Origin of the sequence: Dehalococcoides mccartyi, from assembly GCF_001889305.1 — a bacterium.
GTDB lineage: Bacteria > Chloroflexota > Dehalococcoidia > Dehalococcoidales > Dehalococcoidaceae > Dehalococcoides > Dehalococcoides mccartyi_A.
This window is the reverse complement of the sequence record NZ_CP013074.1, coordinates 367,611-392,904: the sequence shown is the minus strand read 5'-3', so window position 1 is coordinate 392,904 and position 25,294 is coordinate 367,611. Positions and strand designations below refer to the sequence as shown.

Sequence of the window (25,294 nt, the reverse complement as noted above, 5' to 3'; positions counted from 1 at the left end):
TATGATAAATGAAATTTTACAAAAATCTGAAAAAAAGATGGCTGCTTCACTTGATGTGCTCTCGCAGGAACTCTCCGGCATACGCACCGGGCGTTCGTCACCGGCTCTGGTTGAGCATATCAGAGTAGAGTACGCAGGCGTACCCACCCCTATCAATCATCTGGCCGGCATCTCTGCCCCTGACCCCCGTTATATTACTATCCAGCCATGGGACAAGAGCTGCCTTTCAGCTATTGAAAAAGCTATTATGAAATCTGATTTGGGCCTTATGCCCAACAACGACGGCAATATTATCCGCCTGAATATTCCTCCCCTGTCTGAAGAACGCCGCCAGGAAATGATTAAAATGGTTAATAAGCGGCTGGAAGAAGACAAAATAGCTATGAGAAACGTCCGCCGTGATGCTATGGATGAAATGAAGAAACTGGAAAAAGCCAAGGAAATCTCTCAGGACGACCTGAAACGTGGCTCTGACCAGCTTCAGAAGATCACGGACAGCTTTATTGCCAAGGCCGACAAGCTGGGTGCTGATAAAGAAACTGAATTAAAGCAAGTTTAGCCTTTCATTCCCCGGCAAACTCAAGGATAGTCCGGCAACCCCCTGTTGCGGTAGAGGTTTTTATCTTGGACACAACAGTTACAATAAATAATACCCCTCCAAACCACATCGCAATAATAATGGACGGAAACGGCCGCTGGGCAGAACGCCGCGGCCTTAGCCGCATAGACGGACATAAAGCCGGTCTTGAAAATGCCAGACTGGTTATCCGCCACTTGAACTCACTGGGGATCAAATATGTCACCCTATACAGCTTTTCCACCGAGAACTGGAAACGCCCCGATGCTGAAATAAAAGGACTTTTCGGGCTGGTAAATGACGTTATGTCATCTTATATTCCGGAGCTGGTGGAAAATAATGTCCGCTTACGGCATCTGGGGCATCTGGATAAACTGCCCGCAATACTCAGGCATAAACTGGAGGGTGTGCTCTCAGCCACCAGCCAAAATACCGGCCTGACACTCTGTCTGGCATTTGACTACGGCGGGCGTGATGAAATCATTCAGGCGGTAAAAGGTCTGGTTAAAGACGGAATAGCTGTTGATAAAATAACCGAAGATGTATTTGCCCGCTACCTGTACACCGCAGACATTCCGGAAGCTGATTTAGTTATCCGCACCGGCGGCGAAATACGGCTTTCCAATTTTCTCATTTGGCAATCTGCCTACAGCGAGCTGTATTTTTCAGAAGTAATGTGGCCGGATTTCGGCGAAAAAGAAATTGATAAAGCTATCTCTGCCTTTAATCAGCGACAGAGACGTTTCGGTGGTTTGTAAATCATGCTTAAAAAACGAGTTTTAAGCGGCTGCCTGCTGGCCATTATTGCCTTAGCAGTTATCTGGATTGACCAGCCTATAGCCTGGCTTACGCTGGCTATGGCAGTAGTAGTAGCCCTGGCTTTAAATGAATTTTACAATGCCGTAACCGTATACCTTAAGTCCCAGCCGTTCAAGGCGCTGGGTATCTTCTGGGGTATGCTTATCGTAATCAGCCCTCACCTGCAGATAGAAGGCATTTTGCCATTTCTGCTGGGCTCTTTCAGCCTGACCTCACTCATATACCTGCTGACACTTAAAGACCGCACAGACGCCTTTCCCCGCTGGGCTTGGACACTATCCGGGGTAATCTATATCGGTCTGCTCTCCAGTTTCTGGGTAGCCCTGCGCGAATTGCCTATGGGACGTGAATGGGTGCTCTGGACGCTGATACTCACTTCCGCCACTGATACCATGGCCTTTTTCATTGGCAGCCGTTTCGGCAAGCAAAAAATGGCACCTTCCATAAGCCCCAACAAAAGCTGGCAAGGGGCTATAGGCGGTGCGGTGTTCAGCATTATAGTAGCTCCGATCTTTGCTGACTTGCTGGGACTACCTATAAGTATGTTTATATCCATGCTGATAGGTCTTTTGGTCAGCGTAGCCGGACAAACCGGTGATATTGCTGAATCCCTGTTTAAGCGCAATATGCACTGCAAGGATTCCGGGAATCTGATACCCGGACACGGCGGAATAATGGACCGCCTGGACAGCCTGCTTTTTACCGGTATAGTGGTATACTACTACGTAATATGGTTCATTCAATAAAGAAAATCGTCATACTGGGGTCTACCGGTTCTATCGGCCGCCAGACTCTGGAAGTTATCCGTTCGTTGCCAGACCGATTTAAGGTGCTGGGGCTGGCCGGCGGCTCAAACATAAACCTGCTGAAAGAACAGGCGAGCGAATTCCGCCCTGAATACATCTACTGCCAAAACTGCCATGATACTAATGCCTGTACCGCCCGTTTTATCCCCATGGAGGAAATGGCCTCCCTGCCTGAAGCAGACGTAATAGTAGTGGCCGCACCCGGCAGTACCGGTTTACAGCCGGTGCTTGCCGCCGCCAGAACCGGCAAGGTAATAGCTTTGGCCAACAAGGAATCCCTCGTTTCCGCCGGAGAGATAGTAACCGCCACCGCACGGGAAAACAAAGCTAAAATACTGCCGGTAGACAGTGAACATAGCGCTATCTGGCAGTGTTTATCAGGCGAGGTCACGCCCCCCGCCCGGATTATCCTGACCGCCTCAGGCGGGCCTTTCCGTTCCTTAACTAAAGACGAAATAGATAAAGTCACCCCCGAACAGGCACTCAGGCATCCCTCGTGGAAAATGGGGGTTAAGGTTACCATAGACTCAGCCAGCCTAATGAACAAAGGACTGGAGATAATAGAAGCCCGCTGGCTGTTCGATATGCCAGTACGGAATATTCAGGTGGTTATCCACCCGCAGAGCATTATCCACTCTATGGTGGAGTTTGCAGACGGCAGCCTTAAAGCCCAGTTGTCACGACCGGATATGCGCTTCCCTATTCAGTATGCTCTAACCTACCCGGAAAGAATGACCAATCACACCCTACCCCGCCTTAACTGGGCAGAAGTGGGCAAGCTGGACTTTGAAATGCCTGACATGACCAGATTCCCCTGCTTAGGTTTGGCTATATCCGCCGGAGAAGAGGGGAAAACGTATCCGGCAGCACTGTGCGCCGCAGACGAAGTGGCTGTTGAGATGTTCCTGAAGGGACAAATAAGCTTCGGGCAGATACCCGAACTGATAGCCAAAGTACTGGATGCCCATCAGTCTGTTGCCAGCCCGTCTCTGGATGATATTCTGGCCGCAGATGCCTGGGCACGCCGCAAAGTAACCGAACTGGCAGGTAAATTATAAATGCTGTTAACCATTGTTTCTTTTCTGATTATATTTTCCATAGTAGTTATCTCCCATGAGCTTGGCCATTTCTTTTCCGCCAAAGCTATAGGGGTAAAGGTGGAGGAATTCGGGTTTGGCTATCCGCCTAAAATATTCGGCCGCAAATTCGGACAGACTGAGTACAGCCTTAACTGGCTGCCGCTGGGCGGTTTTGTAAAAGTAGAGGACGACCCCGTAAATAATAAAGGCCTTTCCTCAAAAAGTGCCGGTAAGCGTCTGCTCTTTTTCAGTGCCGGAGCTTTGGTAAACGCTGTTTTACCCATTGTCCTGTTTGCCTTTGCCCTGATGGTGCCGCATGACGTGCTGGTGGGTAGGGTAAACGTGGAAGAAGTAGTGCCGGATTCACCTGCCGCTTTAGCCGGGCTGGTAGCGGGTGATACTATTTTGAGTGTAAACGGCACTGAAATAAGAAACACCTCCGAATTTTCCCGTATTTCCCAGCTGAATCTGGGGCAAACCATAGAAATAACCATACTCCATGCTGACCAGACCCAAAGTACTGTCAGTTTGTCTCCCCGCTGGCAGCCGCCGGCCGGTGAAGGCCCGGTGGGTATTTCACTGCAAACTCTGGACTACCAGATAATAAGCGAAAGCGAGTCTGTTCTGGATTCCATTCCCCTGTCTATACAGCAAAATTTTGAAACCCTGGTGCTTTTTAAAAACTCCATACTGGGCCTTATCATGGGCAGTGTACCCTTTGACGTAGTCGGGCCGGTGGGTCTTGCCCAGATGACTGGGGATGTGGCACGTGCCGGGATTGGCCCTCTGCTGGAGTTTACAGCGTTTCTCAGCCTGAATCTGGCTATTATCAATTTGCTGCCCCTGCCCGCCCTTGACGGCGGACGGATATTGTTTGTATTTATTGAGTGGATACGGGGCGGCAGACGCATCTCTCCCAGAGTGGAAAACCTTATCCATATGACCGGGTTTTTCCTGCTGATAGGGCTTATGCTGGCGGTAACCTTTCAGGATATTATACGCATTATCCAAGGCTAGTTTCTGATATACTCTCTATGAAGAGGCTTTTAAAATATGATTATGCGGCGTAAAAGTACTGAAATACGGCTGGGTAATGTGACTATAGGGGGGAATGCCCCGGTATCAGTCCAGTCCATGACCAAAACAGATACCCGCAATATCCCGGCTACAATTTCCCAGATAAAAGAGCTGGAAGAATGCGGCTGTGAAATAATCCGGCTGGCTATACCGGATATGGAAGCCGCCACTGCCCTGAAATCTATCCGCAAAGAAGTCAGAATACCTATTGTGGCGGATATTCATTTTGATTATCGCCTGGCACTGGCAGCACTCTCAGCCGGGGCAGACGGCCTCAGGCTTAATCCCGGCAATATCGGTGACCCGGAACGGGTTAAAGCGGTGGTCAGGGCGGCAAAAGAACGGGAAATCCCAATCCGTATCGGGGTAAACGCCGGCAGCCTGCCCAAAGACCTGCCCCCAGAGCTCACCACTGCCCAAAAGATGGTCAAAGCCGCCATGGGTCACATAAAGATACTGGAAGCCCTGGATTTCAGCCTGATTAAGGTTTCACTGAAGGCTTTTGACGTGCCTACCACTGTTGAAGCCTACCGCCAGATAGCCCCTCTTATACCATACCCGCTTCACGTGGGCATTACCGAAACAGGCACCCCCAAAACCGGTCTGGTGCGGAGTGCGGTGGGCATAGGCAACTTGCTGTATATGGGTATCGGGGATACTATCCGTGTTTCCCTGACCTCCCCACCCCAGGAAGAAGTATTTGCCGCTTATGAAATACTGAAAAGCCTGAACCTAAGGCAGCGCGGCCCGGTGCTGGTCAGCTGCCCCACCTGCTCCCGGACCGAAGTGGATATTGTGGGTATTGCCGCCAGGGTACAGGAAGCCTTGAACAAAGTAGACAAACCTATACGGGTGGCCGTAATGGGCTGTGCCGTAAACGGCCCCGGCGAAGCCAAAGAGGCTGATTTGGGCATAGCCTGCGGCAGAGGACAGGGGCTGCTATTCCGCAAGGGTGAAAAGATAGCCTCCTTTCCCGAAGATGAACTGGTAAATGCCCTGCTGCGGGAAATAGCTTCTCTGTAGTTTATACGCCCCCGCTTTCAGGCTTCTTTGGCAGATGATTTTAGGGTATAATCCTTCTTGGCAAGCCGTTATTTACAAGGAGCTTTTAATATGCGTTATTCCAGGTTATTTGGCAAGACCCAGCGTGAAATCCCGTCAGATGCCGAAACTATAAGCCACCAGCTGCTGCTGCGTTCGGGTATGATAGCCCAGCTGACCGCCGGAGTGTATTCGTTTATGCCTCTGGCCTGGCGGTCTATACAGAAAATTGAAAACATTATCCGGCAGGAAATGAATAAATCAGGCTGTCAGGAACTGGCCATGCCGGTACTTCAGCCGGTGGAAATATGGCAGCAAAGCGGACGCGAAGCCCCCTTCGGGCAGACCCTTTTCCATTTGAAAGACCGCAAAGACCGTAATCTGGTGCTTGGCCCTACCCACGAGGAGGTCATAACCGACCTTGCCAGCCGCTATATCCAGAGTTACCGTGACCTGCCCCAGCGGCTTTACCAGATACAGACCAAATTCCGTGATGAGCCACGCCCCCGCGGCGGATTGATACGGGTACGCGAATTTATTATGAAAGATATGTATAGTTTTGATGCCAGCCCCGAAGGGTTGGACGAAAGCTACCAGACCATGAAACAGGCCTATGAAAGCGTATACCGCCGCTGTGGTCTGGAATCTATGGTAATAGATGCAGACAGCGGAGCTATAGGCGGAAAGGCCTCACACGAATTTATGATTGTGGCCGAAAGCGGCGAAGACAGTATCATCTACTGCCCGAAGTGCAATTATGCCGCCAATGCCGAAAAAGCAGTGTTCAAAAAGAAAACCCTGCCCAAAGAACCCCCGAAAGACTTAGAAGAAGTAGCCACCCCCGGCCAGAAGACTATTTCAGAGGTAGCCGCTTTTCTTTCGCTCAAACCGGAAAATACCCTCAAAGCAGTCTTTTACATGGCAGACGGAAAGTTTGTGATGGCGGTTATACGGGGAGATTTGGATATAAACGAAATAAAGCTGAAAAATCTGCTGAAGTGCAATGATTTGCGTCTTGCGGAAGACAGCGAAGTAAAAGCCGCCGGGATAGCAGCCGGATTTGCATCACCCGTGGGGCTGAAAAATAGCCTGATAGTGGCTGATGACTCTGCTGAAAACGGCTCTAACTTTGTAGCCGGGGCTAACAAAGACGGCTTTCACCTGAAAAACGTCAACTTCGGGCGGGATTTCAAGGCAGATAAAATGGCGGATATTGCCCTGGCGGCCGAAGGTGCTGCCTGCCCCTTCTGTGACGGCACTTTTGCCTCCAAACGGGGGGTGGAAGTGGGGCATATTTTTAAACTGGGAACATTCCTTTCAGAACGTTTCGGGGCAAACTTCACAGATGCCGAGGGCATCAGCCACCCGATAATAATGGGGTGCTACGGCATGGGGGTAGGACGGCTGCTGGCCGCCGCTATAGAGCAAAACCATGACGAAAAAGGCATTATCTGGCCGATGCCTATTGCCCCGTATCAGGTATATATCTGCGGGCTTTTCCTGGATAAACCGGCAGTCAGCCAGGCGGCTGAAAAGATGTATGCCGAACTGGAAGCCCAAGGGGTGGAAGTACTGTTTGATGACCGCGAACTTACAGCCGGGGTCAAATTTAACGATGCAGACCTCTTAGGTATCCCTCTGAGGCTGACTATAAGCCCCCGCAATCTGGATAAAGGCGGGGTGGAACTCAAGCTCCGCCGGAACAAAGAATCCGAGCTGGTTCCGCTGGATAATGTAGTGGAGAAGGTAATCGCCACCATCAAATCCGAGAGCAACCTATAGCCGGCTTTTACCATCAGGAATTTGGGCAAAAGATAAAAATTTAAGGGGCTTAAAAGCCCCTTTTTTTATTTCTCTTTTTTCTTGTCTTTAAGTGCATCCAGATATCTCTGGTGAGACTCCCAGTAAGTCTTAATGGCTGACTCCCGGTCCTCCCAGCCTTCTACGCCCGTTTTCTTTGATTCCAGCTCTTTATAGATATTAAAGAAATGGAATATTTCCTTCAGCAGATGGGGCGGGACATCCGAAAGGTCACGGATAAAGTTAAAGTGCGGGTCTCCGATAGGCACGCAGAGCAGCTTTGCGTCAGGGCCTTTTTCATCATACATTTTAAAAAGACCTACCGGCTTGGTTTCTATCATGCAGCCGGGGAAAGTAGGTTCCCAAACTAAAACCAAGGCATCAAGGGGATCACCGTCTTCGGCCAAAGTATCTACGATAAAACCGTAATCACTGGGATAATGAACAGCCGAGAAAAGCATGCGGTCAAACTTGATTATCTTGCGTTCTTTATCATATTCATATTTATTTCGGCTACCCTTGGGTATTTCTATCATAACCGTCAGGGTAATATCCGGGGTACTTGCCAGTTTCAATCTTTTCAGTTTAGGGCATTTTGACTCGCCACAACCCACTATCGTCTTAAAGTCAGAGTTTATGGCTTCAACTTCTTTTTTAATTTTCTTTGAACTATCGCTTAACATTTTTCCTCCGTACTTATAATACCTTATTCAGGCTTAAAAAACCAAAAGGGGCTTTTTAAAAAGCCCCTTTTAATATACAGACAAACACCCTCAGGAACGCAAAACTGCTCCGGTTTCAGTATTCAGCCGTCTAAGTATCTGGCTCATTACCCCATCCACTTCCGCATCTTTCAGCGTGTGGGTATCTGACTGGAAGACAAGATGGTAAGCCAGTGATTTTTTATTTTCAGCTACCTGTTTACCCTGGTACATATCGAACAGTTCTACATTTTTTACCAGATCATATTCGGAAATTATATTAATAACCTGCAGATTGGTAATGCTTCTGTCAATCACCAAAGCCAAATCACGTTCAACTGCCGGAAAACGATTGATCGGGCTGAATTTGCGGCGAGCCGTGGCCCTGGTCACAAGCTTTGACAGGTTAATTTCAAACATATATACCGGTTCTGTTAAGTCAAATTTATCCGTAATCTGGGGATTCACCTGCCCCAGTACACCCACCGGCATATCTCCAACCCGAACGCTTGCCTGATACCCGCGGGTTAAACCCGGTTCGTCAGATATAACAAAATCAGCCGAAAGTCCCAAACGGCTAATTATTGCTTCCACAATGCCTTTAACATCAAAAAAATCAAAGTTGGAGGTATTTCTCTGCCACCATGATTCAGATGAACTGCCCGCTAAAACGGCACACAGCATTTCGGGTTCTTCCTGTTTATTATTCTCTTTCGGCAGATATACACGCCCAAGCTCGTAAAGCCTGAGGCCATCTTTTTCAAAACGGCGGTTTGCCGCTAAAGAAGCATACAGGCTGGGACGCAAACTAGTGCGCATAACCTCCTGCTCACTGCTCATGGGGTTGCTGATAGCCAGACATTCGGACTCAGCCTCTAAAGAAACACGCGAAAGCATTTCGCGGCTGGTGAATGAGTATGAAATGAGCTCCTGAAAACCGTACCCCGAAAGTATCTGCCTTAGAAAACGTTTCATTCCGGGCAGGGGGGGAATTTCTATTTTGGGAATAGCCTTATCAAGAGACAGGCTGGGTATTGTATCATAGCCGGCTATTCTGGCTACTTCTTCAATCATATCAATATCGGTTTCGATGTCCATCCGCCAGTATCCCGGATAAATGCGCACCTTGTCATCAGTTGAGCCATAACCGAATTCTTCCATACCGGGGATATATTCGGGTATCCAGACAAAGCCCAGCCTTTTGGCTATTTTATGAGTATCAGGCTGTTCTCTATCATATCCCAATACCTGATTAACCTTTGACAGTGAAAGCACAATGCTCTTCTTCTCTTTATTAACCGGCATAACATCTATAAATCCCGAAGCCGCCTGTCCGCCAGCTATTTCCAGTATTAGCTGAGTGGCACGTTTCAGGGCAATAGGCGCAAGTTCAAAGCTAAGCCCCTTTTCAAAACGGGCTGAAGCCTCACTCTGAAGTTTTAAAGCTCTGGCGGTACGGCGAATACTTTGTTTGTCAAAGGTGGCCGACTCCAGCAGTATATTTACAGTCTTTTCAGTTACCTCGGTATTTTCACCGCCCATTACCCCGGCCAGGGCAATTATCCTGTCCGGTTCGGTAATAAGGAGCATATCCGGGCTGAGTTTGCGTTCAACCCCGTCCAGAGTGGTTAAAACCTCACCCTCCGCTGCGGGGCGGACGATAATGTGTTTTGACTTAATCTGGTCATAATCAAAGGAGTGCAGGGGCTGGCCGAATTCCAGCATAACGTAATTGGCAGCATCTACCACGTTGTTTATAGGGCGCATACCGCAGGCAATCAGCCGCTCTTTAAGCCAGTCCGGTGATTCGCCGATTTTTATTCCCTCTATCAGGCTGGCGGTATAACGGGTGCAGAGTTTAGTGTTTTTTATCTCTATATTTATTTTGTCCTTGATATCCTTACCGGTGGCCTTGAAATCCGGGGTGCTGATAGAAGGCAAACGGTCTATTAAAGCGCCCAGTTCTCTGGCCACACCGGTTACACACATCAAATCACCCCGGTTAGGTGTAAGCTCAAGGTCAAGTATTATCTCACCCAGATATTCGCTGGCCAGCATACCCGCCGGAGCATCCGCCGGCAGTATCAAAATACCCTCATGCTCGTCAGACAGTCCCAATTCCCTTTCGGAACAAACCATTCCGCAGGATTCCACCCCCCGCAAAACAGCCGGCTTAAGTACCATTTCTTTGCCGTTGTGGCCATCTATCAGGACTGCCCCGGTACGGGCAAAAACGACCTTGTCACCGGCTTTGCAGTTAGGTGCGCCGGTAACCACTGTTTCCTGCCCCTGCCCCCAATCCACCTTAACCAATACCAGACGGTCGGCATTGGGGTGGCGGTTTACTTCCATTATCTGGCCTACATATACGTTCGGCCATTTGTCTTTATGGGAATTCAGTACTGTAACTTCAGTACCAGCCATAGTCATCCGTTCGGCCAGCTCGGCAGGCGTCATATCCGCGGGAAGATATTCTTTAAGCCACTTCAAAGGTATTTTCATATTAAAACTGCCTCAAGAATCTAGTATCGTTAGAGTAGAACAGACGGATATCATCAATCCCGTATCTCAGCATGGGCAATCTTTCCAGCCCCATGCCAAAAGCAAAGCCGGTATATTTTTCCGAATCTATACCTACCCTCTCCAGCACCCTGGGGTGTACCATGCCCGCCCCCAGTATTTCCAGCCAGCCGGAGCCATGGCAGACGCTGCATTCTTTTTTGCCCCCGCAGGTACAGCTTACCGCTACCTCCACGCCCGGCTCTACAAAGGGGAAGTAGTCACAGCGGAAACGCACCTTGCGGTTAGCCCCGAAAAAGCGGCGGCAAAACTCCATCAAAGTGCCTTTTAGGTGAGCCATGGAAATGCCTTCGTCCACCACCAGCCCTTCCACCTGGGTAAACATTGGTATATGAGTGGCATCGGTAGCTTCATACCTGTAAACCTTGCCCGGAACTACTATCCGTATGGGAGGTTTGTTTTTCTCCATATAGCGCACCTGCATGGGAGAGGTATGGGTGCGAAGCAAAGTATCCAGCCTGCCGTCTTCATTAGGCCGGTCTATCCAGAAGGTCTGCATATTTTCTCTGGCAGGGTGGTCTTCCGGAATATTAAGAGCCTCAAAATTATGATAGTCATCTTCTATTTCCGGTCCTTCCAGTACGGAAAAACCCAAAGTAGCGAAAATACTGGTAACCTCATTGGTAACCTGGGTCAAGGGGTGTATCCGGCCGATAGGCCAGGGTCTGCCGGGCAAAGTAATATCCAGCCCCTCACTGCGGCTGGCAAACTGTTTTTCTTTAGATAGCTGCTCTTTCTCTGAAAAAGCAGCTTCGAGCGCGGTCTTGGCTTCATTGGCTGCTGCTCCGGCCGCTTTGCGTTCTTCTATGGGCAAACTGGCCAGATTTCGGAGTGCCCCGGTCAGCAGGCTTTTCTTGCCCAGATACCGGACACGCCACGCTTCAAGGTCTTTAAGTTCCGTTATGGCTTCCAGTTCGGCAAGGGCACTTCGGGTAATTTCGGTGATATTTTTAATTTCTTCCATAGCCCAGCTTCACATCAAAATTTTTATAAAAATTATATGCTATTAGCTTTGAATGGTCAACACAAACTAACATTATGTCAGCTTCGCCTTCATCTTGCCGTTCGTATTCAGACTATTTAAGCTTCCCCATGCAGAAAACCCAACGCCCAGCTTATAGCTTCATCACCGGTTAGTTCCAGTTCTATATCCGGGGTAATACCCTGACCCTCTATCATCCGCCCGTTAGGTGTATACCAGCGGCCTATAGTCAGATAAATACCAGTGTTATCGGTCACATCAAAAGTACGGTTTACACTGCCCTTGCCATAAGTAGTCTTGCCCGCAATAGTTGCCCGTCCATAGTCCTGCAAAGCACCGGAAAGGGCTTCCGAGCCGCTGGCGCTGTACTGGTCTACCAAAACTACCATGGGCAAACTGGTAGTTACCGTTTTAGGCACTACACTATACTCAGAGGAGTTTCCTTCATTGTCCACAGTAGTCAAAACCACCCCGCTGTTTACAAAGCGGCTGGCTACGTTTATAACCGAGCTTACTAAACCGCCGGGATTACCCCGTAAATCCAGCACAATACCTGCGGCACTGCCCAGATTTTTAAGCACCTGCTCCAGTTCCTCATCGGTCCTTTCGCTGAAGCGGCTGATACGGATATAAGCGATATCGTCCATCATTTCGGAGGTGACACTGGGAATCAGGATTTCATCACGGGTCACTTCAAACAGCAACGACTGGGCAGAGGTATTTCTTTCCACCAGCAAGGTTATCGTTGTTCCCTTCTCTCCCCTTACCAGCGGGGACAGGTCTGCCAAGCTGAACCCGGCAACTGACTGCCCGTCAACCTCCCGTAAAATATCTCCGGCCTGTATACCAGCCAAAGCTGCCGGTGAACCCTCGTAAGGAATCAGGATAATCACCCCGTCTTCTATCTGAACAGTAGCACCTATGCCTACATAACGCCCGTCATCATACTCCATACTGGCCTGATAATCTTCGGCATTCAGATAAACGGAATGAGGGTCATTAAGTTCATCCATCATGCCCTTTATAGCTGCTTCAGCCAGAGCCGCCTGGTCAATAATATCCGGCTCTACATATTCGGTAGTGATAATCTGCCAGGCAGTGACAATACTGGATAAGTTCTCATCACTGTTCAAAACGACTGTTCCGCCGCTTAGATAACCCAATGCAAAAGAACTGAGCAAACCGACCATGGCCAAAATAGTACCCAGCAATACTTTTATTCTTAAAGTCATAGACGTCTCCCTGTAAAATATCCTGTGCTAATCATAAAACAAAAAGCACGGAAGTAGTACTTCCGTGCCTGCGGATAACGCTTGATATAAAGTGCCGCTAAGAACACTTCTGGTTTGATTTATATTGGTCTACCAGCGCCAGCGTACTGTCCAGATTAGCCAGGTCCAGCGGAATGCCCAAGTTATTCAGTTCGTAATAACCCATTCCCCGGTAGAGCCGTCTCCCGGCTACCCGGCACATTTCATCATAAAGTTCAGGCCATTCCTGCCCGCAGCGGCGGTGACAGAAACTGACAAAATCCAGAGCAGAAACATTCAGGTCTTCCATAACTGCACACATTATAACCCAGCACCACCTAGAAAGCAGCAAACCGCCTGAGAAGAGTTGCGGGGGATAATTTATAACCAGTCAAACCCCTTGGCTAACCTCAATAATGGCTGATATCTTTGTATTTTGCGCCTGTTAAGCCTTGAAAGCCAGCCTGTTTGAAGCATCAAGAGTGCCTGATTTTATTATTAAAGAAAACCATCTGCCCCAGCCATAACCTATAATAGTTGACATTGATTGCTATATTTGTCTTTTTATCGTACATTTATATATATATTTCCAAATAAACAGGCCCTACCCTGCTGATTACTGCTCAAGACAAAAAGAACTCCCGGCTGAAAGTACGGGTTTGGGTCTTACCGGTGCTGCTGGGGTTATCTATGTTAGGCGGCATATCTTTGCCTATCCAGCAGGCAAACCTGAGCAGCTATCTGGATAATATCAGCCCGGCTGATATTATTATTCCGTTACATGTGCATCTCTGTGAAGAAGGCATAGACCGGACTATTGCGGGCTTAGACATACTGCTGGCCGCCAGCTTTGTATGCGGTATATTTTACCTACATCTGAGCCACGCCTATTATGTAAACCTGTACCTTATCACCCCTAGATACAGATCCAGACGGGCATTTCCAGGATTTTTGATACCCGCGGTAAATATGGTATTTCCGCTGCTGTTTACTGCCGAAACATGGCAGCTAAGCAAACTGCCACCCGAAGCCCAAAACGCCCTGCCTGAATATAAAATAAATTTGCTGCTTAAAATCTGGTGGATACTCTGTCTGCTGGCAGTTACCTTTTTTATTTTACCCCAGGTATTATCTCTTGTACTGCCTGACTCAGCTCCGGCCAGAGAATACGTAACCAACCTGTTTACGGCAATGACGGTAATGGCTGCAAGCGAAAGCAGCCTTTTGCTGCTCTACTATCTAAACACCCGGCTTAAATATACCAGCTGAATCCGGCCTGGATAGTTTTTAAATAACAAAACCACCCCTTAAAAAGGAGTGGTTTACTAATAAGATTTAAGCCAAGCAGACCTGTAAGCCGAGTTCTGTACCCTTACCCGAAGGCAAGGGCGATGACCATCTATCTAGACCAGCTGTTACCAGCTGGTTCATGCGGCCAACCCGGGAACAGGCCAGACTGCCTTAAGTTCCCCTATTTGGCCTTGCTCCGGACGGGGTTTACCCGGCCAGCCGGTCACCCGGACTGCCGGTGAGCTCTTACCTCACCATTTCGCCCTTACCTGTTTGCACAGGCGGTATGTTTCTGTTGCACTTTCCGTAGGGTCGCCCCCCCTGGGTGTTACCCAGCATCCTGTCTGGAGGAGCTCGGACTTTCCTCCCGCCATAAAAGCGGGCAGCCATCCGGTCTGCTTGGCAAGCTTAGTATAGCAGAGATATACCCCACCCGCACAAACAGATTCTATGCAAATAACAAGGGGGAGTTACTCCCTTAGTTTGAGCTAATTCTTAATTCCCGCCGTCAAGTGCCTTGTTTGCCAGAGCATCCGCCTCGGAGTTTTGGGCGCGGGGTATATACTTTATGTGGTAGCTCTCAAACCGCCCCAGCAAGGAAACCGCCTTGCTGAATAAGGGTTTAAGCCCCTCATTCTTCATGCGGTATTCACCTTTTATCTGTTTTACCAGAAGCTCGGAGTCCGAACGTATTTCCAGTTCCTTTGCGCCCAGAGAAAAGGCCTTTTCCAGCCCGGCCAATAGGGCCTGATATTCGGCCTGATTGTTGGTGGTATTGCCGATAGCCTTGGATATACAGGCAACCAGATTATATTTTTCGTCTTTGAGGGTTACTCCAATGGAAGCCGGGCCGGGATTACCCCTTGATGCCCCGTCTGTGTTTATAATGATTTTGCTAATCTTTCAGATACCTTTCTTTCAGTCCAGATATAGTATGCGCTGGCAGCCGCTGCACTGCACCAGAGTACCGGCTCTGGCACGCTGAATCCAAGCAGCCGTAAGTTTCAAACCGCAGCCGCGGCAATTTCCCTGTTCCACTTTTGAAACGGCTCTGCCCTTGCTTTTACGCAGAGTTTGGAAAAGAGCTAAATCTGACTGGTCAAAACGGGTAAGGAATTCATGCAGTTCGTTTTTGAGCTTTTCTATCTCGGAAAGGGTCAGTTCAAGAGCTTGGGTATTTTGTGTCTGGCTTTGCTGCCAGAGAGCGCGTACAGCAACCAGATTTTCCATTATCTGATTGCAATTTGTCTGCAGTTCTTCAAGCCTATCCATACCCTCAAGTGCCTGGTCATCTACCTGAGTACGTTTTGCCTCCAAGCTTTCCTGTTCTCTACTAAGATTGGAAAGCTCTTTAGGATTGCTGATACGCCCTGAATAGAGGCTTTTCTTAACTTCGTTTATTTTGGCATCCAAATCAGCAGACTGGCTTTCAAGTTCACGCAAGGCAGCCTGCTGTTCTTTCAGGAGAGCGGCCGCTTCAGCCAAAACATTTTCAGCCTGCTTGAGGGCGGAATCATCCTGCAGGATTGCCCGTAATTTGGAAGCCTGCATTAGGTGAGACTCCAAATCCAGCTCCAGTTCTTGCAATTGAAAAAGCTCTTTTGCTAGTTGCATACTTGCCCACTATTGTAAGTCCTGTATAGCACTTTGGCAATAACTATCTAAGGAGTGACAGATAATTATAGCCGATATTAGAACATTTGTGCTATTATTTCACCACTATGACACAAGAGTTTGTTGAAAGAAAAAAAGGCGCTCCCTACGGCAACCAGAATGCCCGCAAACACGGCTTCTATTCACGCGTACTGGATACCGATGAACTGGAGGACTATGAGCAGGCCACCCTGGCGGAAGGCATTGACGAAGAAATTGCCCTGCTGCGGGTAAAAATAAAATCTATCCTCCGCTATGACCCTGATAACTTAAAACTGCTCATGCAGGCCGTTACCACCTTGTCACGCCTGCTTTCCGCCCGTTACAATATCAGCCGGCAGGACAAGGGCGGGTTAAGGGAAGCTATTTTCAATGTCCTCAGGGATGTAGCGGTACCGCTGGGCATTATAAAGGCGACCTTTGATAAATAGACTTCGCCCCTACCAGCAGGATATTGCCAGGGCAGTATTGCAGAGTATATTTAACCGGCAGGGACAAACCTTCAGCGTGGAAATAGCCCGGCAGGGCGGAAAAAATGAACTTTCGTCCCAACTGGAACTTTTGCTGCTGACTCTTTTCATGTTTGAGCCCAAAAATCTGGTTAAATGCGCCCCTACCTTCAAACCCCAGCTGAATATCTCCATGATGAGACTGAAAGACCGCCTGAACGAGGCCGGTTTTGGAGACATATACCATACCGAGGGCGGGTATATTATCAGGCTTAATCAGGCCAGAGCGGTTTTTCTTTCTGCCGAACCCAGTGCCAATGTGGTGGGCAATACCGCCCACCTGTTGCTTGAGGTAGATGAAGCCCAGGACGTAAACCAGGAGAAGTACACCAAGGAATTTAAACCCATGGGTGCCACCACCAATGTTACCACTGTTCTTTACGGCACTACCTGGGACAACACCAGCCTGCTGGAAGAGATAAAAAGGCAGAATATAGAAAAAGAACAAAAAGACGGACTTAAACGGCATTTCCGCTATGACTGGGAAAAAGTTGCCGCCCACAACCCGGCTTATCTGGCATATGCCCTGTCTGAAAAAGACCGGCTGGGAGAAAATCACCCCCTGTTCCTTACCCAGTACCGCTTGCTTCCGGTAAGCGGCGGCGGGGGCATGTTCAGCAGCGAACAGCTTGATTTGCTTAAAGGCCGCCACCCCTGCCAAATCTACCCCGAAAATGGCAAGGTATATGTAGCCGGGCTGGACCTGGCAGGTGAAGATGGGCAAATAGATGGTGATTTACCTGCAACTGTAAACCTGCGGCGGGATTCAAGCGTGCTTACAATTGCAGAGCTGGATTATACATTTGCCAAAGAGCGCTGTAATCTGCCTCAACTAAAGCTGGTCTGCCATTACAGCTGGCAGGGGGCGCGCCATGCTTTGCTCTATGAAAAACTGGTGGAACTGCTGGGCAAGGTCTGGAAATGCCGCAAAGTGGCAGTAGATGCCACCGGGTTGGGACAGCCGGTAGCTTCCTTCCTGAGGGAATCACTGGGCAGTCGTATTCTGCCGTTTGCCTTTCAGCCGTCTTCAAAATCACGGCTGGGCTTTAATTTGCTTTCGGCTGTAAATTCAGGTAGGTTGAAGATGTATGCATCCAATGGCAGTGCCGAATATGCCCTGTTCTGGCAGGAAATGGAGCTAGCACGGGCAGACTACCGCCAAAGCCAGCAGATGAATTTTTACGTAGAAACCACCCGCGGGCACGATGACTACCTGATGAGTCTGGCGCTCTGCCTGGAGGCAGCCGAAGCCTATTCCCCCAGAAGTGCCAAAGGCTCAAACTGATATCACCCTGCCATCTGCTCTTACCCGATAAATATAAAAGGTGCAAGCCGGGGAAATGGCTTGCACCTTTATTACATATACTAAAGCTAGACTATACCTGCCCCGGTTATAAATACACCGCTATCACCAGAATATCTTTGGTATTATGGTCATCAAGAAACCAGACCCCCAAGTTCCGCCCGGCCAGCATTTCAACCGAAGGGATATTTTTAGCAACCTTCACCTCTTCCAACATAGACTTATAATCACCCGCCAGCTGGATAGAGGCGGTATAAGCTGCAGAATTAAATCCTTTGAGTACTGCCCGTTTAATCTCCATTTATATCTCCTTATACCCTACCCAAACTTAATTCCTGCCGGTATATACCTTTGCCCGGCTCGTAAACCATACGGATGCCGTTTATACGGCGGACAAACGTTTCCAACTGATTTATATTTACCACATCAAAAAGCTGCTGCCCGCAATTTATAGGCACAACTATCTGCCCCATTTGCTGTTTTAAAACCGCCTTTCTGAAACAGCTGTCCAGTCTCTCTTCTGCCTGGGCCAAAGTATTTATATTCCGGTCATAGAGCCTTAGAGTCAGGTCATGATTCTGGTAAATCTCATCCCAAAGAAACCCTTGCACCATAAACAGATGGGAAGAAGAGTCCATCCCTTCCAACACCACTCTATTTACTTCATTAAAAGTATCTGCGTAAATCCCGCTATATACCGGATGATTAAACCCGTAACTGTAAACCGGACTATCTGCTTCCTGCGGATAAAGTGAATAAACACAGTGCCCCTGTAGAAACACCAAATCAGGCACAAAACTAAGCAGTTTATCCAAAAGTCCAAACCCGTCATCACCCACATGTATAGTAAAATCAGGGTAGAAATTATCCAGCTGGGCGGATGCACTCAGCACGTCCATGCGGATACCCGCTTTGCTTAACACATAACCCAGTATTCCTCTGACTGAAAGCTGAGAGGAGCTCCGATTCCAGCGCATCTGGTTGGTTGCCCGCCACCTTTTCAAACGGCAAAAAGAGTCTTCAGCCCGTATCAGCAGGCTGGATTTGCCTTCTGAAATACGCCTTTCCAGACTCTGGATAATATATAACTGCCCCGGACCGTGTTCAGCCCCATTTACGGTTTCATAACCAGGGGCAAATTCAATTTCACTGCCAGGTGAGAGCATATCCAGTTCGCCGCTGCCAGCTGAGTTATAACGGCCGCTTGAATTATCCAGCTCTGCCGCCAAACTCCCTTTCAGGCTGCCGCAAACAAATTCCAACCGCAGTATATCCGCCCCTATTTCCAGGCTGTTCTGGACAATTTTGGCACGGTAAATACGGTTTACTCCTGCCAGATATACGTATTGACCGTCATGTTCCATCGCGAAGCCAAATTCGCTGTTCATGCTGGTAGGCACGCTTTCACACCAGATGTTATCGCTAAAACTGTTATCCGCTACCAGATGGCTCAGAAATGCCCGTTTATCTGCCACATTTCCGGTATAATTTTCCAGATAACACACCCTAAATACATCCGGACAGTCCATAGAGACCGCACTGTAGCTGTAAAGCCCTCGAAGCAGGTCTAAAAGGTAAGCGCGGGTATCTTCGGGCAGATTCCAGACCGCCCCCGGCCGCACCGCAATATCCTCAGACTGTTCCACATTTTCAAGCACCGCAATCGGGTTACCCGAAAGTTCCAGAATACGGGAAAGCTGGCTTAAGGCGCGGTTAAGCTCACGCTGGGGTTCCATAATCTCATCCAGATCAGACACCCCCCAGAAACGCTTGGGTTCACGCAGATTAGGGTAAATAACAAACGGGATAAAGCCGTAAGGATTAGGTTTGCTCTCAAGCAGCTTTTCATCCTACCAGAGTTCAAAGGTTTCTTCTGTCCAGACCTCTGTCAGGAATGACTGTCTGGACGGAAGCTCCAGCCCGTAGCTCACCTCCGCTTCTTCACTGTTTAAGGCATAACGGGAAGCCACCCGGTAGATGCGGGACATATCATCCGGTGACCACCAGGCGTAAATACCCTGTATATCAGGCGCACTTACCCTCACCCTGCCCGAAGCTGCATCCCAGATAACCTTGAAACAGCCGTCTCCCAGCACCGCGCAGTCTATCTCAGTCTCAAGGTCCAGCTGTTCCAGATTATTCTGCTGGTAAACTTCGTTAAGCATAGAGCGGGCAGTCACCGCTTTCTCAATATCTTCTTCATTCAAAGCTTCCGCCCCAAAGTTAATTCCGCTCATCAGATATGAGCACAGCTTGTCCACTACCACTCTGGCATAGTTGAAGGTAAGCTGCTTTTCATTTCGGGACGGGTGGCCATCCCACTGTTTACCCTGATAAAAATCCAGCAGATTTACATACCTTTTTAACCTGTCCAAATCACGGCTTTTCAGTTCATTCGGGTTAAAAGTCTGTACCATTACTATTTTCTAAAACCTCCGTTTTTCTATTTATATTTACCCCGGCCAGACTCTTCTTAAGCACCCTCTGGATAGTACGGATACTAAGGCGAAACCTGTCTGCCAGTTCCCTCTCGTCCTGCCCGCCCTGAAACAGGCTTACTATTTCCTTATCCCTTTGCCTTTTCAACCATCTCTGGCGGCCGCGCGGCTGGTCAAAGACACACACCGGCAAAGGACAGTCCAAACAGGTTTTTGAAAACTCACAACCCTGGTCAGGGTAAGAGGTAAGTTCAGGCAGCAAATCCGTTTCTTCCGTTTTCAAATCATTGTCTAATAGCGTCATCTCTCCAATCCTTTTCAGCAAAATCTGCGCTTAGCGTGGTTAAATTTAGCACATATGTTCTAATATCTTCAAGACCTTTTTGTCGTTTTAATAAATAGATATAATCAGCTTGCAAATTATTTGAATAGGAGGGCTTCTGTGGTATAATTGCCCCAAGTTTAGAGGGTATGTTATTTTCAAATAAGGAGGCTTGAAAGAACTCAGATAATGAAACACAAATTTTTACTTCGCGTATTAGGGGTGTTTTCCACCCTGGCCTTGTTGATTGCGGCCTTACCGCTTGCTCCGGTTTCGGCAGCCACTCTCACTCTCTCCCCCACTTCCGGCCCGGCCGGTTCACTGGTAAGCGTTACAGGCACCTCTGTTGCCACGTCAGGTTCACTCGTATACATTTTGTTCAATGGCGCTAATATAAGCACTGCCACCGTAGGCAGCGGCGGTGTAGTCAGCGGAAGCTTTACCGTACCCACCAATCTTACCAGGGGTACTTACACTGTATCTTTCCTCTTCACCGGAGGCGACAGTGCCGCATCGCAGACATTTACCATTACCCCCAGCATAACTCTGGCTAGCGGCACCGGTTATGTCGGTGACAGTGTAGCCGTAACCGGCAGCGGGTTTACCCCCAGTGCCACCGTGAGTTTCTACCTGGCCGGCATCACCGCTCCCTTTGCCACCACCTCTTCTAACAGCAGCGGGGCTATATCCACCACTATTACCATCCCGGCTGCCAAAAAGGGTACCCTGAGCATAACCGCCAATGACGGCGGCGCAACCGGCAGTGCACCGGTTAACTTCATTGTTAATCCCAAGATAACCCTTTCATCTGCTAATCCCGGTGTAGGTGACACCATAACCGTAACCGGCACCGGTTTTTACGACGGAGCTGTTCAGATAGCTATAGACTCAGGTACTGCTGTTAATGCCGGCGTATCCGTAGGTTCAAACGGAAGTTTCACCGCCACTTACGAAATACCCGCACTCACCCGTGGTTCGCACACCCTGAAAGTTAATGATGCCTGGAACAACAATGCTCAAGTCACCTTTGATATAGCCCAGAAAATCACCTTAACTCCCACCTCCGGCAATGTGGGCACCAGCGTTACCGTAAAGGGCAGCGGTTTTAACACCACCGGCACCATTACCCTGACCTACTTCGGTCAGAGCGTTACCGTAACCCTGTCTAGCGGTACTTTTACCACTACTTTTGTAATACCCGGTGTTCAGGCGGGGGCTTACACTATCTCCGCCACTGACGGCAGTGTTACTTCCACCGCCACCCTGACAGTTACAACCAATATCACCATGTCCCCCACCAACAATGCATCCACCCCCGGAAACGTGGGACAGGAAATTACCATAACAGGTTCGGGGCTTAAGGCCAATGATACCGTACTGGTTACCTTTGACAGTGCCCAAATTACTGTAACTCCCAGTCCCGTGGTTGATTCCAACGGGGATTTCAGCCTGAAATTCAAAATCCCCGCCGCCACTGCCGGACCTCACACCATTACCGTTATCTCCGGCACTACCAGTAAGACCTTCACTTTCTTTGTTGAAGGTACTGCTCCGGCCACTCCCGCCCCTCTTACCCCAGAAATGGGGCTTAAAGCTAAACAACCCGTTGTTTTTGACTGGGAAGATGTAACTGATCCCAGCGGTGTTACCTATGTACTGGAAATTGCCGCTGACCAGAACTTTACCACTATCCTTTATCAGATAAAGGATCTCACCGAATCCACCTACACCATGACCGATGCTCAAAAACTGGAGAGCGTTTCTTCAGACAGCCCCTACTGGTGGAGAGTCAAAGCTGTTGACGGTGCTGGAAACTCAAGTGCATATACCGGCGCCGGCAATTTCACCGTCGGCTTCAGCTTGGACCTTCCCGCTTGGGCTACCTATGTCCTGATAGGTATCGGTGGTCTCTTGCTGCTGGCTTTGGGCTTCTGGCTCGGCCGCCGCAACGCTGACTACTAAATAATCCCTGACTTAAGCATTTGTATTAGAAGCCCTCTCCCTGAAAGGAGAGGGCTTCTTCTTTGCCTCAGTATTTTCCAAATCCGCATAGCTTGAACATCTTGACTTAAACACTCCATCCAAGTACAATGATTCTCCAGGTCATTTTTTTCAAAGTGAGGGGGTGATATTCAAATGGCAGACGTTAGACCCGAAAATAACGAGAGCTTTGAGAGCATGCTCAAACGTTTTAACCGCAAGGTACAGCAGGACGGCATACTTTCCGAAGCACGTCGCCGAACTCGCTTTGAACGCCCCCCGACCCGCCGCAAGCGTAAGGACGCCGCAAAAAGGCGTTTGGCAATAAAAGCCGCCAGAAAGGCCACCTAAAATGCCGAATTTGAAAGAAAAGCTGGGCGAAGAGGTCAAGCTTTCTCTGCGACAAGGCGAAAAACTGAAGTGTAATGTTCTCCGGATGCTGGTTTCAGCCATCAGTTATGCTGAAATAGCCAAGCAGAAAACCTTTACAGATGAGGAAATCATCGGCGTAATAGCCAAGGAGATAAAGCAAAGGCGTGAAAGCATAGAGGCATACAAGCAGGCAAAACGGCCTGAGCTGGTTGAAAAAGAACAGCAGGAAATGGAAATACTCCAATCCTATATGCCGGAACAGATGGACGAAGCCGAACTAACCCTGATTATTAAAAAGGTAATTTCGGAAACAGGTGCCAGCACCCCTCAGGACAAGGGGAAAGTAATGGGCAAGCTAATGCCGCTGGTAAAAGGCAAAGCGGACGGCCAGATGGTAAATGCCGTAGTAACCGCACTTCTGAATAATTAAACTTAATACCCTCTAAACTAAAAAGGGAGACTTTTAAAAGTCTCCCTTTTATATTTCCTTAAACGCCGCTTTATACTCAGTTTCCAGTTTTTGTCTCTGTTTCGGGTTTTCCAGCATATACCAGGGCAGTTTATCTGCCAAATCAAACCTTGTTTTAGCCAAAGATGGGCTGTCCACCTCAAGTGACTTAGCTGCCCGCTTCCAGCAGGCCAGAGAGTCACCCCCCGCAGCCGCCAGCAGTTTTGAAAGACTAACATCACCCCGGGAAAGCACCGCCTGTATCTGGGACATTTCCGGGCTTTCAGCCCGAACCTCTATCCCCTGCCCTTCCAGACGGAGACGTATTATATCCAACCGCCTTTTTATCTGAGCCGCATCTTCCATACCCAGCCACTGAAAAGGGGTAAAAGGTTTGGGTACAAAGGGGGCAATATTCAGGCTTAATCTTACTCCCCGCCCCGCAGCAGACATAACCTGCTGGGCTTTTTCAGCCAGGTTTATCATTTCTTCTATATCTTCGTCAGTCTCACCCGGCAGCCCCAGCATAAAATAAAACTTCAACTGGCGGAAACCTTGTTCTGCAACCAAAGCAGCTGCCCGCATTATGTCATCTTCGGTTATCCCTTTGCGGATAATCCTCCGCAGCCTTTCAGAACCGGCCTCCGGTGCCATAGCCAGACTGGAAACACCCGAAAGTGCCAGTTCGGTAAGCATTTTTTCAGACAATGGCTTTATCCGAAGTGAACTTATGCTTAAACCGACACCCATACCCCGCAAACGGGAAATCAACTCCGCCACCTGAGGGTGATCACTCACTACCGGCCCTACCAAACCTATCCTCTTACGCTCAAGCATACCTTCTTCAGCCTGTTTCAAAAGTAACTCCAAAGGGTGGTAACGCAAAGGACAAAACACTCCCGCCACCAGACAAAACCGGCACTGATGTCCGCAGCCGCGTTCTACTTCCATCAGGTACATCTCTCCCAGTTCGGTTGCCTTGCTGAAAACTGCCGTTCCTACCCCTTGAGTAAGTTCAGCTGGAAATACTCTTTCCACCGGTTTTTCCGGAGGTAGAGACGGCACATATAAACCGGATATTCTTGCCAGACGTTCCAGAACCAGTCTTTTAGGTTCACCTGCCATTTCGGCAAGCACAGGCAACAACTCAGGCAGAATAGCCTCGGCCTCACCTATGCAAAACACATCAAAAAAATCAGCTGCCGGCGCCGGGTTAGACATTATGCAGGCACCCCCGCCGATAACCAGCGGAAAAGTCTCGTCCCTTTCACGTGCATAGAGCGGCATACCGCAATCAGCCAGCATGGAGGGTATATTCAGAAAATCCAGTTCGTAGGAAAGGGTAAACAAAATAGATACATAATCAGTAAACGGGCGGCGTGATTCCACACTTAAGGTCGGGCGGCCTTTGGCGGCACCGCCTTCCCAGAAAAACCTCTCCGCCAGATATTGAGGATAGTTATTTATTAAACGGTAAAGGGTATGAAGCCCCAAATTTGACATACCCACATAGTAAGAGTTGGGATAAGCAACTGCCAGAGGTAATCTGCCACCCCAATCCTTTATAACAACTCCGCTTTCACCGGCTACCCTCTCTGAGGAGGCATAAGAAACCCGGGTGCGTGAAAGTTCTTTACGATTCTTGAGGCGGTCTTTGCGTGCCATAGTTGTTTCTTTGCTGTTTCCAGCAGTTACGCAGCAGACGCCCGTCCACAGCGATAATTTTGTCTGCTACTTTACGAAGCTCCATAGAGGTTCTTTCCTTGCCGAAAAGTGCTACCTCCACATTTTTGCCATTATCCTTAACTGCCTGAAGGGCACTCACAAAATCACTGTCGCCTGCCACCAGTATAGCTGTATCAAAGTTATTCTTGAATCCGTGGCTCAGCATATCAGTAGACAACAGCACATCAACCCCTTTTTCATACGGAGGAGTAGAAGGCCACCCGGAATATACCAGCCTACCCAGCCGGAGCTCCATATAAGATATCTTTTCCAAACTGGTAAAAAACTTCCTCTGGTCATTAAAACGTTCCGGTTCTTCCTTACGGCCTACCTCAGCATTATAATAGTAAATACGCACCAGCCGCCTACGTCCGGCAATTTTAGAGCAAAAACAACCAAAATCTATGTCTGTTCTTTGAAAATGAGATTTGAGATAGTGATACATATTGCTGCCATCTATAAATATCATCACCCTTTCAAGCGTATCCGTCATCAATCACCACCCACATACAGACTTGATTCTATAATATATTATTTAAGAT

General features: G+C 48.8%; 26 protein-coding genes and 1 other RNA gene. 13 read left to right on the top strand and 14 right to left on the bottom strand.

Annotation, left to right across the window (positions count from 1 at the left end):
- The first annotated feature begins 1 nt into the window (after position 1).
- The 7 genes from frr to ASJ33_RS02050 all read left to right on the top strand — a co-directional run bounded on the left by frr (position 2) and on the right by ASJ33_RS02050 (position 7,181).
- Positions 2-559: a ribosome recycling factor gene (frr, locus tag ASJ33_RS02080; RefSeq protein WP_023651931.1), complete on the top strand. Its 558-nt coding sequence runs from the start codon at positions 2-4 to the stop codon at positions 557-559.
- A gap of 65 nt (positions 560-624) precedes the next feature.
- Positions 625-1,335: an isoprenyl transferase gene (locus tag ASJ33_RS02075; protein WP_023651930.1), complete on the top strand. Its 711-nt coding sequence runs from the start codon at positions 625-627 to the stop codon at positions 1,333-1,335.
- Positions 1,336-1,338: 3 nt separating this feature from the next.
- Positions 1,339-2,142: a phosphatidate cytidylyltransferase gene (locus tag ASJ33_RS02070; RefSeq protein WP_012881650.1), complete on the top strand. Its 804-nt coding sequence runs from the start codon at positions 1,339-1,341 to the stop codon at positions 2,140-2,142.
- Complete coding sequence (locus ASJ33_RS02065) at positions 2,127-3,260, top strand: 1-deoxy-D-xylulose-5-phosphate reductoisomerase (RefSeq protein WP_041330613.1); 1,134 nt, start codon at positions 2,127-2,129, stop codon at positions 3,258-3,260. The genes ASJ33_RS02070 and ASJ33_RS02065 overlap by 16 nt, the downstream gene beginning before the upstream one ends.
- Positions 3,261-4,298: a M50 family metallopeptidase gene (locus tag ASJ33_RS02060; RefSeq protein WP_041330612.1), complete on the top strand. Its 1,038-nt coding sequence runs from the start codon at positions 3,261-3,263 to the stop codon at positions 4,296-4,298.
- A gap of 36 nt (positions 4,299-4,334) precedes the next feature.
- Positions 4,335-5,381, top strand: a complete 1,047-nt coding sequence (ispG, locus tag ASJ33_RS02055; RefSeq protein ID WP_041330610.1) for a flavodoxin-dependent (E)-4-hydroxy-3-methylbut-2-enyl-diphosphate synthase — start codon at positions 4,335-4,337, stop codon at positions 5,379-5,381.
- A gap of 90 nt (positions 5,382-5,471) precedes the next feature.
- Positions 5,472-7,181 carry a proline--tRNA ligase gene (locus tag ASJ33_RS02050; RefSeq protein WP_041330609.1) on the top strand — a complete coding sequence of 570 codons (1,710 nt, stop codon included), beginning with the start codon at positions 5,472-5,474 and terminating at the stop codon, positions 7,179-7,181.
- 65 nt (positions 7,182-7,246) lie between these two features.
- Here ASJ33_RS02050 and ASJ33_RS02045 read toward each other — a convergent pair whose 3' ends face one another.
- The 5 genes from ASJ33_RS02045 to ASJ33_RS02025 all read right to left on the bottom strand — a co-directional run bounded on the left by ASJ33_RS02045 (position 7,247) and on the right by ASJ33_RS02025 (position 13,034).
- Positions 7,247-7,882 carry an inorganic diphosphatase gene (locus ASJ33_RS02045; protein WP_012881645.1) on the bottom strand — a complete coding sequence of 212 codons (636 nt, stop codon included), beginning with the start codon at positions 7,880-7,882 and terminating at the stop codon, positions 7,247-7,249.
- Between the two features lie 90 nt (positions 7,883-7,972).
- Positions 7,973-10,402, bottom strand: a complete 2,430-nt coding sequence (pheT, locus tag ASJ33_RS02040; RefSeq protein WP_041330608.1) for a phenylalanine--tRNA ligase subunit beta — start codon at positions 10,400-10,402, stop codon at positions 7,973-7,975.
- A 1-nt stretch (position 10,403) separates the two neighbouring features.
- Positions 10,404-11,444: a phenylalanine--tRNA ligase subunit alpha gene (gene pheS / locus ASJ33_RS02035; protein WP_023651924.1), complete on the bottom strand. Its 1,041-nt coding sequence runs from the start codon at positions 11,442-11,444 to the stop codon at positions 10,404-10,406.
- 116 nt (positions 11,445-11,560) lie between these two features.
- Entirely contained in the window at positions 11,561-12,694 is a 1,134-nt protein-coding gene (locus ASJ33_RS02030) for a S41 family peptidase (RefSeq protein WP_041330606.1), read from the bottom strand.
- Positions 12,695-12,791: 97 nt separating this feature from the next.
- A complete protein-coding gene (locus ASJ33_RS02025; RefSeq protein ID WP_236886624.1) occupies positions 12,792-13,034 on the bottom strand; it encodes a hypothetical protein in 243 nt (80 codons plus the stop codon).
- 368 nt (positions 13,035-13,402) lie between these two features.
- Between ASJ33_RS02025 and ASJ33_RS02020 the strand changes: the two genes are divergently transcribed.
- Positions 13,403-13,981 (top strand): DUF4328 domain-containing protein, encoded by a 579-nt coding sequence (locus ASJ33_RS02020; protein ID WP_052465192.1) that lies wholly within the window; start codon positions 13,403-13,405, stop codon positions 13,979-13,981.
- Positions 13,982-14,049: 68 nt separating this feature from the next.
- Here the strand turns inward: ASJ33_RS02020 and rnpB are convergent.
- The 3 genes from rnpB to ASJ33_RS02005 form a co-directional block, all read right to left on the bottom strand.
- An RNA gene (gene rnpB, locus ASJ33_RS02015) (RNase P RNA component class A) lies at positions 14,050-14,404 on the bottom strand.
- 93 nt (positions 14,405-14,497) lie between these two features.
- Entirely contained in the window at positions 14,498-14,842 is a 345-nt protein-coding gene (locus ASJ33_RS02010; RefSeq protein WP_231854745.1) for a ribonuclease HI family protein, read from the bottom strand.
- Positions 14,843-14,920: 78 nt separating this feature from the next.
- On the bottom strand, positions 14,921-15,616 hold the full coding sequence (locus ASJ33_RS02005; protein WP_023651918.1) for a zinc ribbon domain-containing protein: 696 nt from the start codon (positions 15,614-15,616) through the stop codon (positions 14,921-14,923).
- Between the two features lie 107 nt (positions 15,617-15,723).
- Between ASJ33_RS02005 and ASJ33_RS02000 the strand changes: the two genes are divergently transcribed.
- Complete coding sequence (locus ASJ33_RS02000; RefSeq protein ID WP_023651917.1) at positions 15,724-16,086, top strand: hypothetical protein; 363 nt, start codon at positions 15,724-15,726, stop codon at positions 16,084-16,086.
- Positions 16,076-17,449: a hypothetical protein gene (locus ASJ33_RS01995; protein ID WP_023651916.1), complete on the top strand. Its 1,374-nt coding sequence runs from the start codon at positions 16,076-16,078 to the stop codon at positions 17,447-17,449. Before ASJ33_RS02000 ends, ASJ33_RS01995 begins: the two co-directional genes overlap by 11 nt.
- Before the next feature lie 106 nt (positions 17,450-17,555).
- Here ASJ33_RS01995 and ASJ33_RS01990 read toward each other — a convergent pair whose 3' ends face one another.
- The 4 genes from ASJ33_RS01990 to ASJ33_RS01980 all read right to left on the bottom strand — a co-directional run bounded on the left by ASJ33_RS01990 (position 17,556) and on the right by ASJ33_RS01980 (position 20,209).
- Complete coding sequence (locus ASJ33_RS01990) at positions 17,556-17,768, bottom strand: hypothetical protein (protein WP_023651915.1); 213 nt, start codon at positions 17,766-17,768, stop codon at positions 17,556-17,558.
- 10 nt (positions 17,769-17,778) lie between these two features.
- Positions 17,779-19,224, bottom strand: a complete 1,446-nt coding sequence (locus tag ASJ33_RS08465) for a hypothetical protein (RefSeq protein WP_236886623.1) — start codon at positions 19,222-19,224, stop codon at positions 17,779-17,781.
- 93 nt (positions 19,225-19,317) lie between these two features.
- Positions 19,318-19,884 (bottom strand): phage portal protein, encoded by a 567-nt coding sequence (locus tag ASJ33_RS08460; protein ID WP_172812213.1) that lies wholly within the window; start codon positions 19,882-19,884, stop codon positions 19,318-19,320.
- Complete coding sequence (locus ASJ33_RS01980) at positions 19,868-20,209, bottom strand: hypothetical protein (protein ID WP_041330603.1); 342 nt, start codon at positions 20,207-20,209, stop codon at positions 19,868-19,870. Before ASJ33_RS01980 ends, ASJ33_RS08460 begins: the two co-directional genes overlap by 17 nt.
- Before the next feature lie 207 nt (positions 20,210-20,416).
- Here ASJ33_RS01980 and ASJ33_RS01975 point away from each other — a divergent pair, with 207 nt between their 5' ends.
- The 3 genes from ASJ33_RS01975 to ASJ33_RS01965 all read left to right on the top strand — a co-directional run bounded on the left by ASJ33_RS01975 (position 20,417) and on the right by ASJ33_RS01965 (position 23,009).
- Positions 20,417-22,189 carry an IPT/TIG domain-containing protein gene (locus ASJ33_RS01975; protein ID WP_023651913.1) on the top strand — a complete coding sequence of 591 codons (1,773 nt, stop codon included), beginning with the start codon at positions 20,417-20,419 and terminating at the stop codon, positions 22,187-22,189.
- Between the two features lie 174 nt (positions 22,190-22,363).
- On the top strand, positions 22,364-22,558 hold the full coding sequence (gene rpsU, locus ASJ33_RS01970) for a 30S ribosomal protein S21 (protein WP_010936130.1): 195 nt from the start codon (positions 22,364-22,366) through the stop codon (positions 22,556-22,558).
- A gap of 1 nt (position 22,559) precedes the next feature.
- On the top strand, positions 22,560-23,009 hold the full coding sequence (locus ASJ33_RS01965) for a GatB/YqeY domain-containing protein (protein ID WP_023651912.1): 450 nt from the start codon (positions 22,560-22,562) through the stop codon (positions 23,007-23,009).
- A 48-nt stretch (positions 23,010-23,057) separates the two neighbouring features.
- Here ASJ33_RS01965 and ASJ33_RS01960 read toward each other — a convergent pair whose 3' ends face one another.
- Together ASJ33_RS01960 and ASJ33_RS01955 are read right to left on the bottom strand one after the other, a co-directional pair.
- Positions 23,058-24,692, bottom strand: a complete 1,635-nt coding sequence (locus ASJ33_RS01960; protein WP_041330602.1) for a radical SAM protein — start codon at positions 24,690-24,692, stop codon at positions 23,058-23,060.
- Positions 24,661-25,245: an NYN domain-containing protein gene (locus tag ASJ33_RS01955; protein WP_012881624.1), complete on the bottom strand. Its 585-nt coding sequence runs from the start codon at positions 25,243-25,245 to the stop codon at positions 24,661-24,663. Before ASJ33_RS01955 ends, ASJ33_RS01960 begins: the two co-directional genes overlap by 32 nt.
- Between the last annotated feature and the right edge of the window lie 49 nt (positions 25,246-25,294).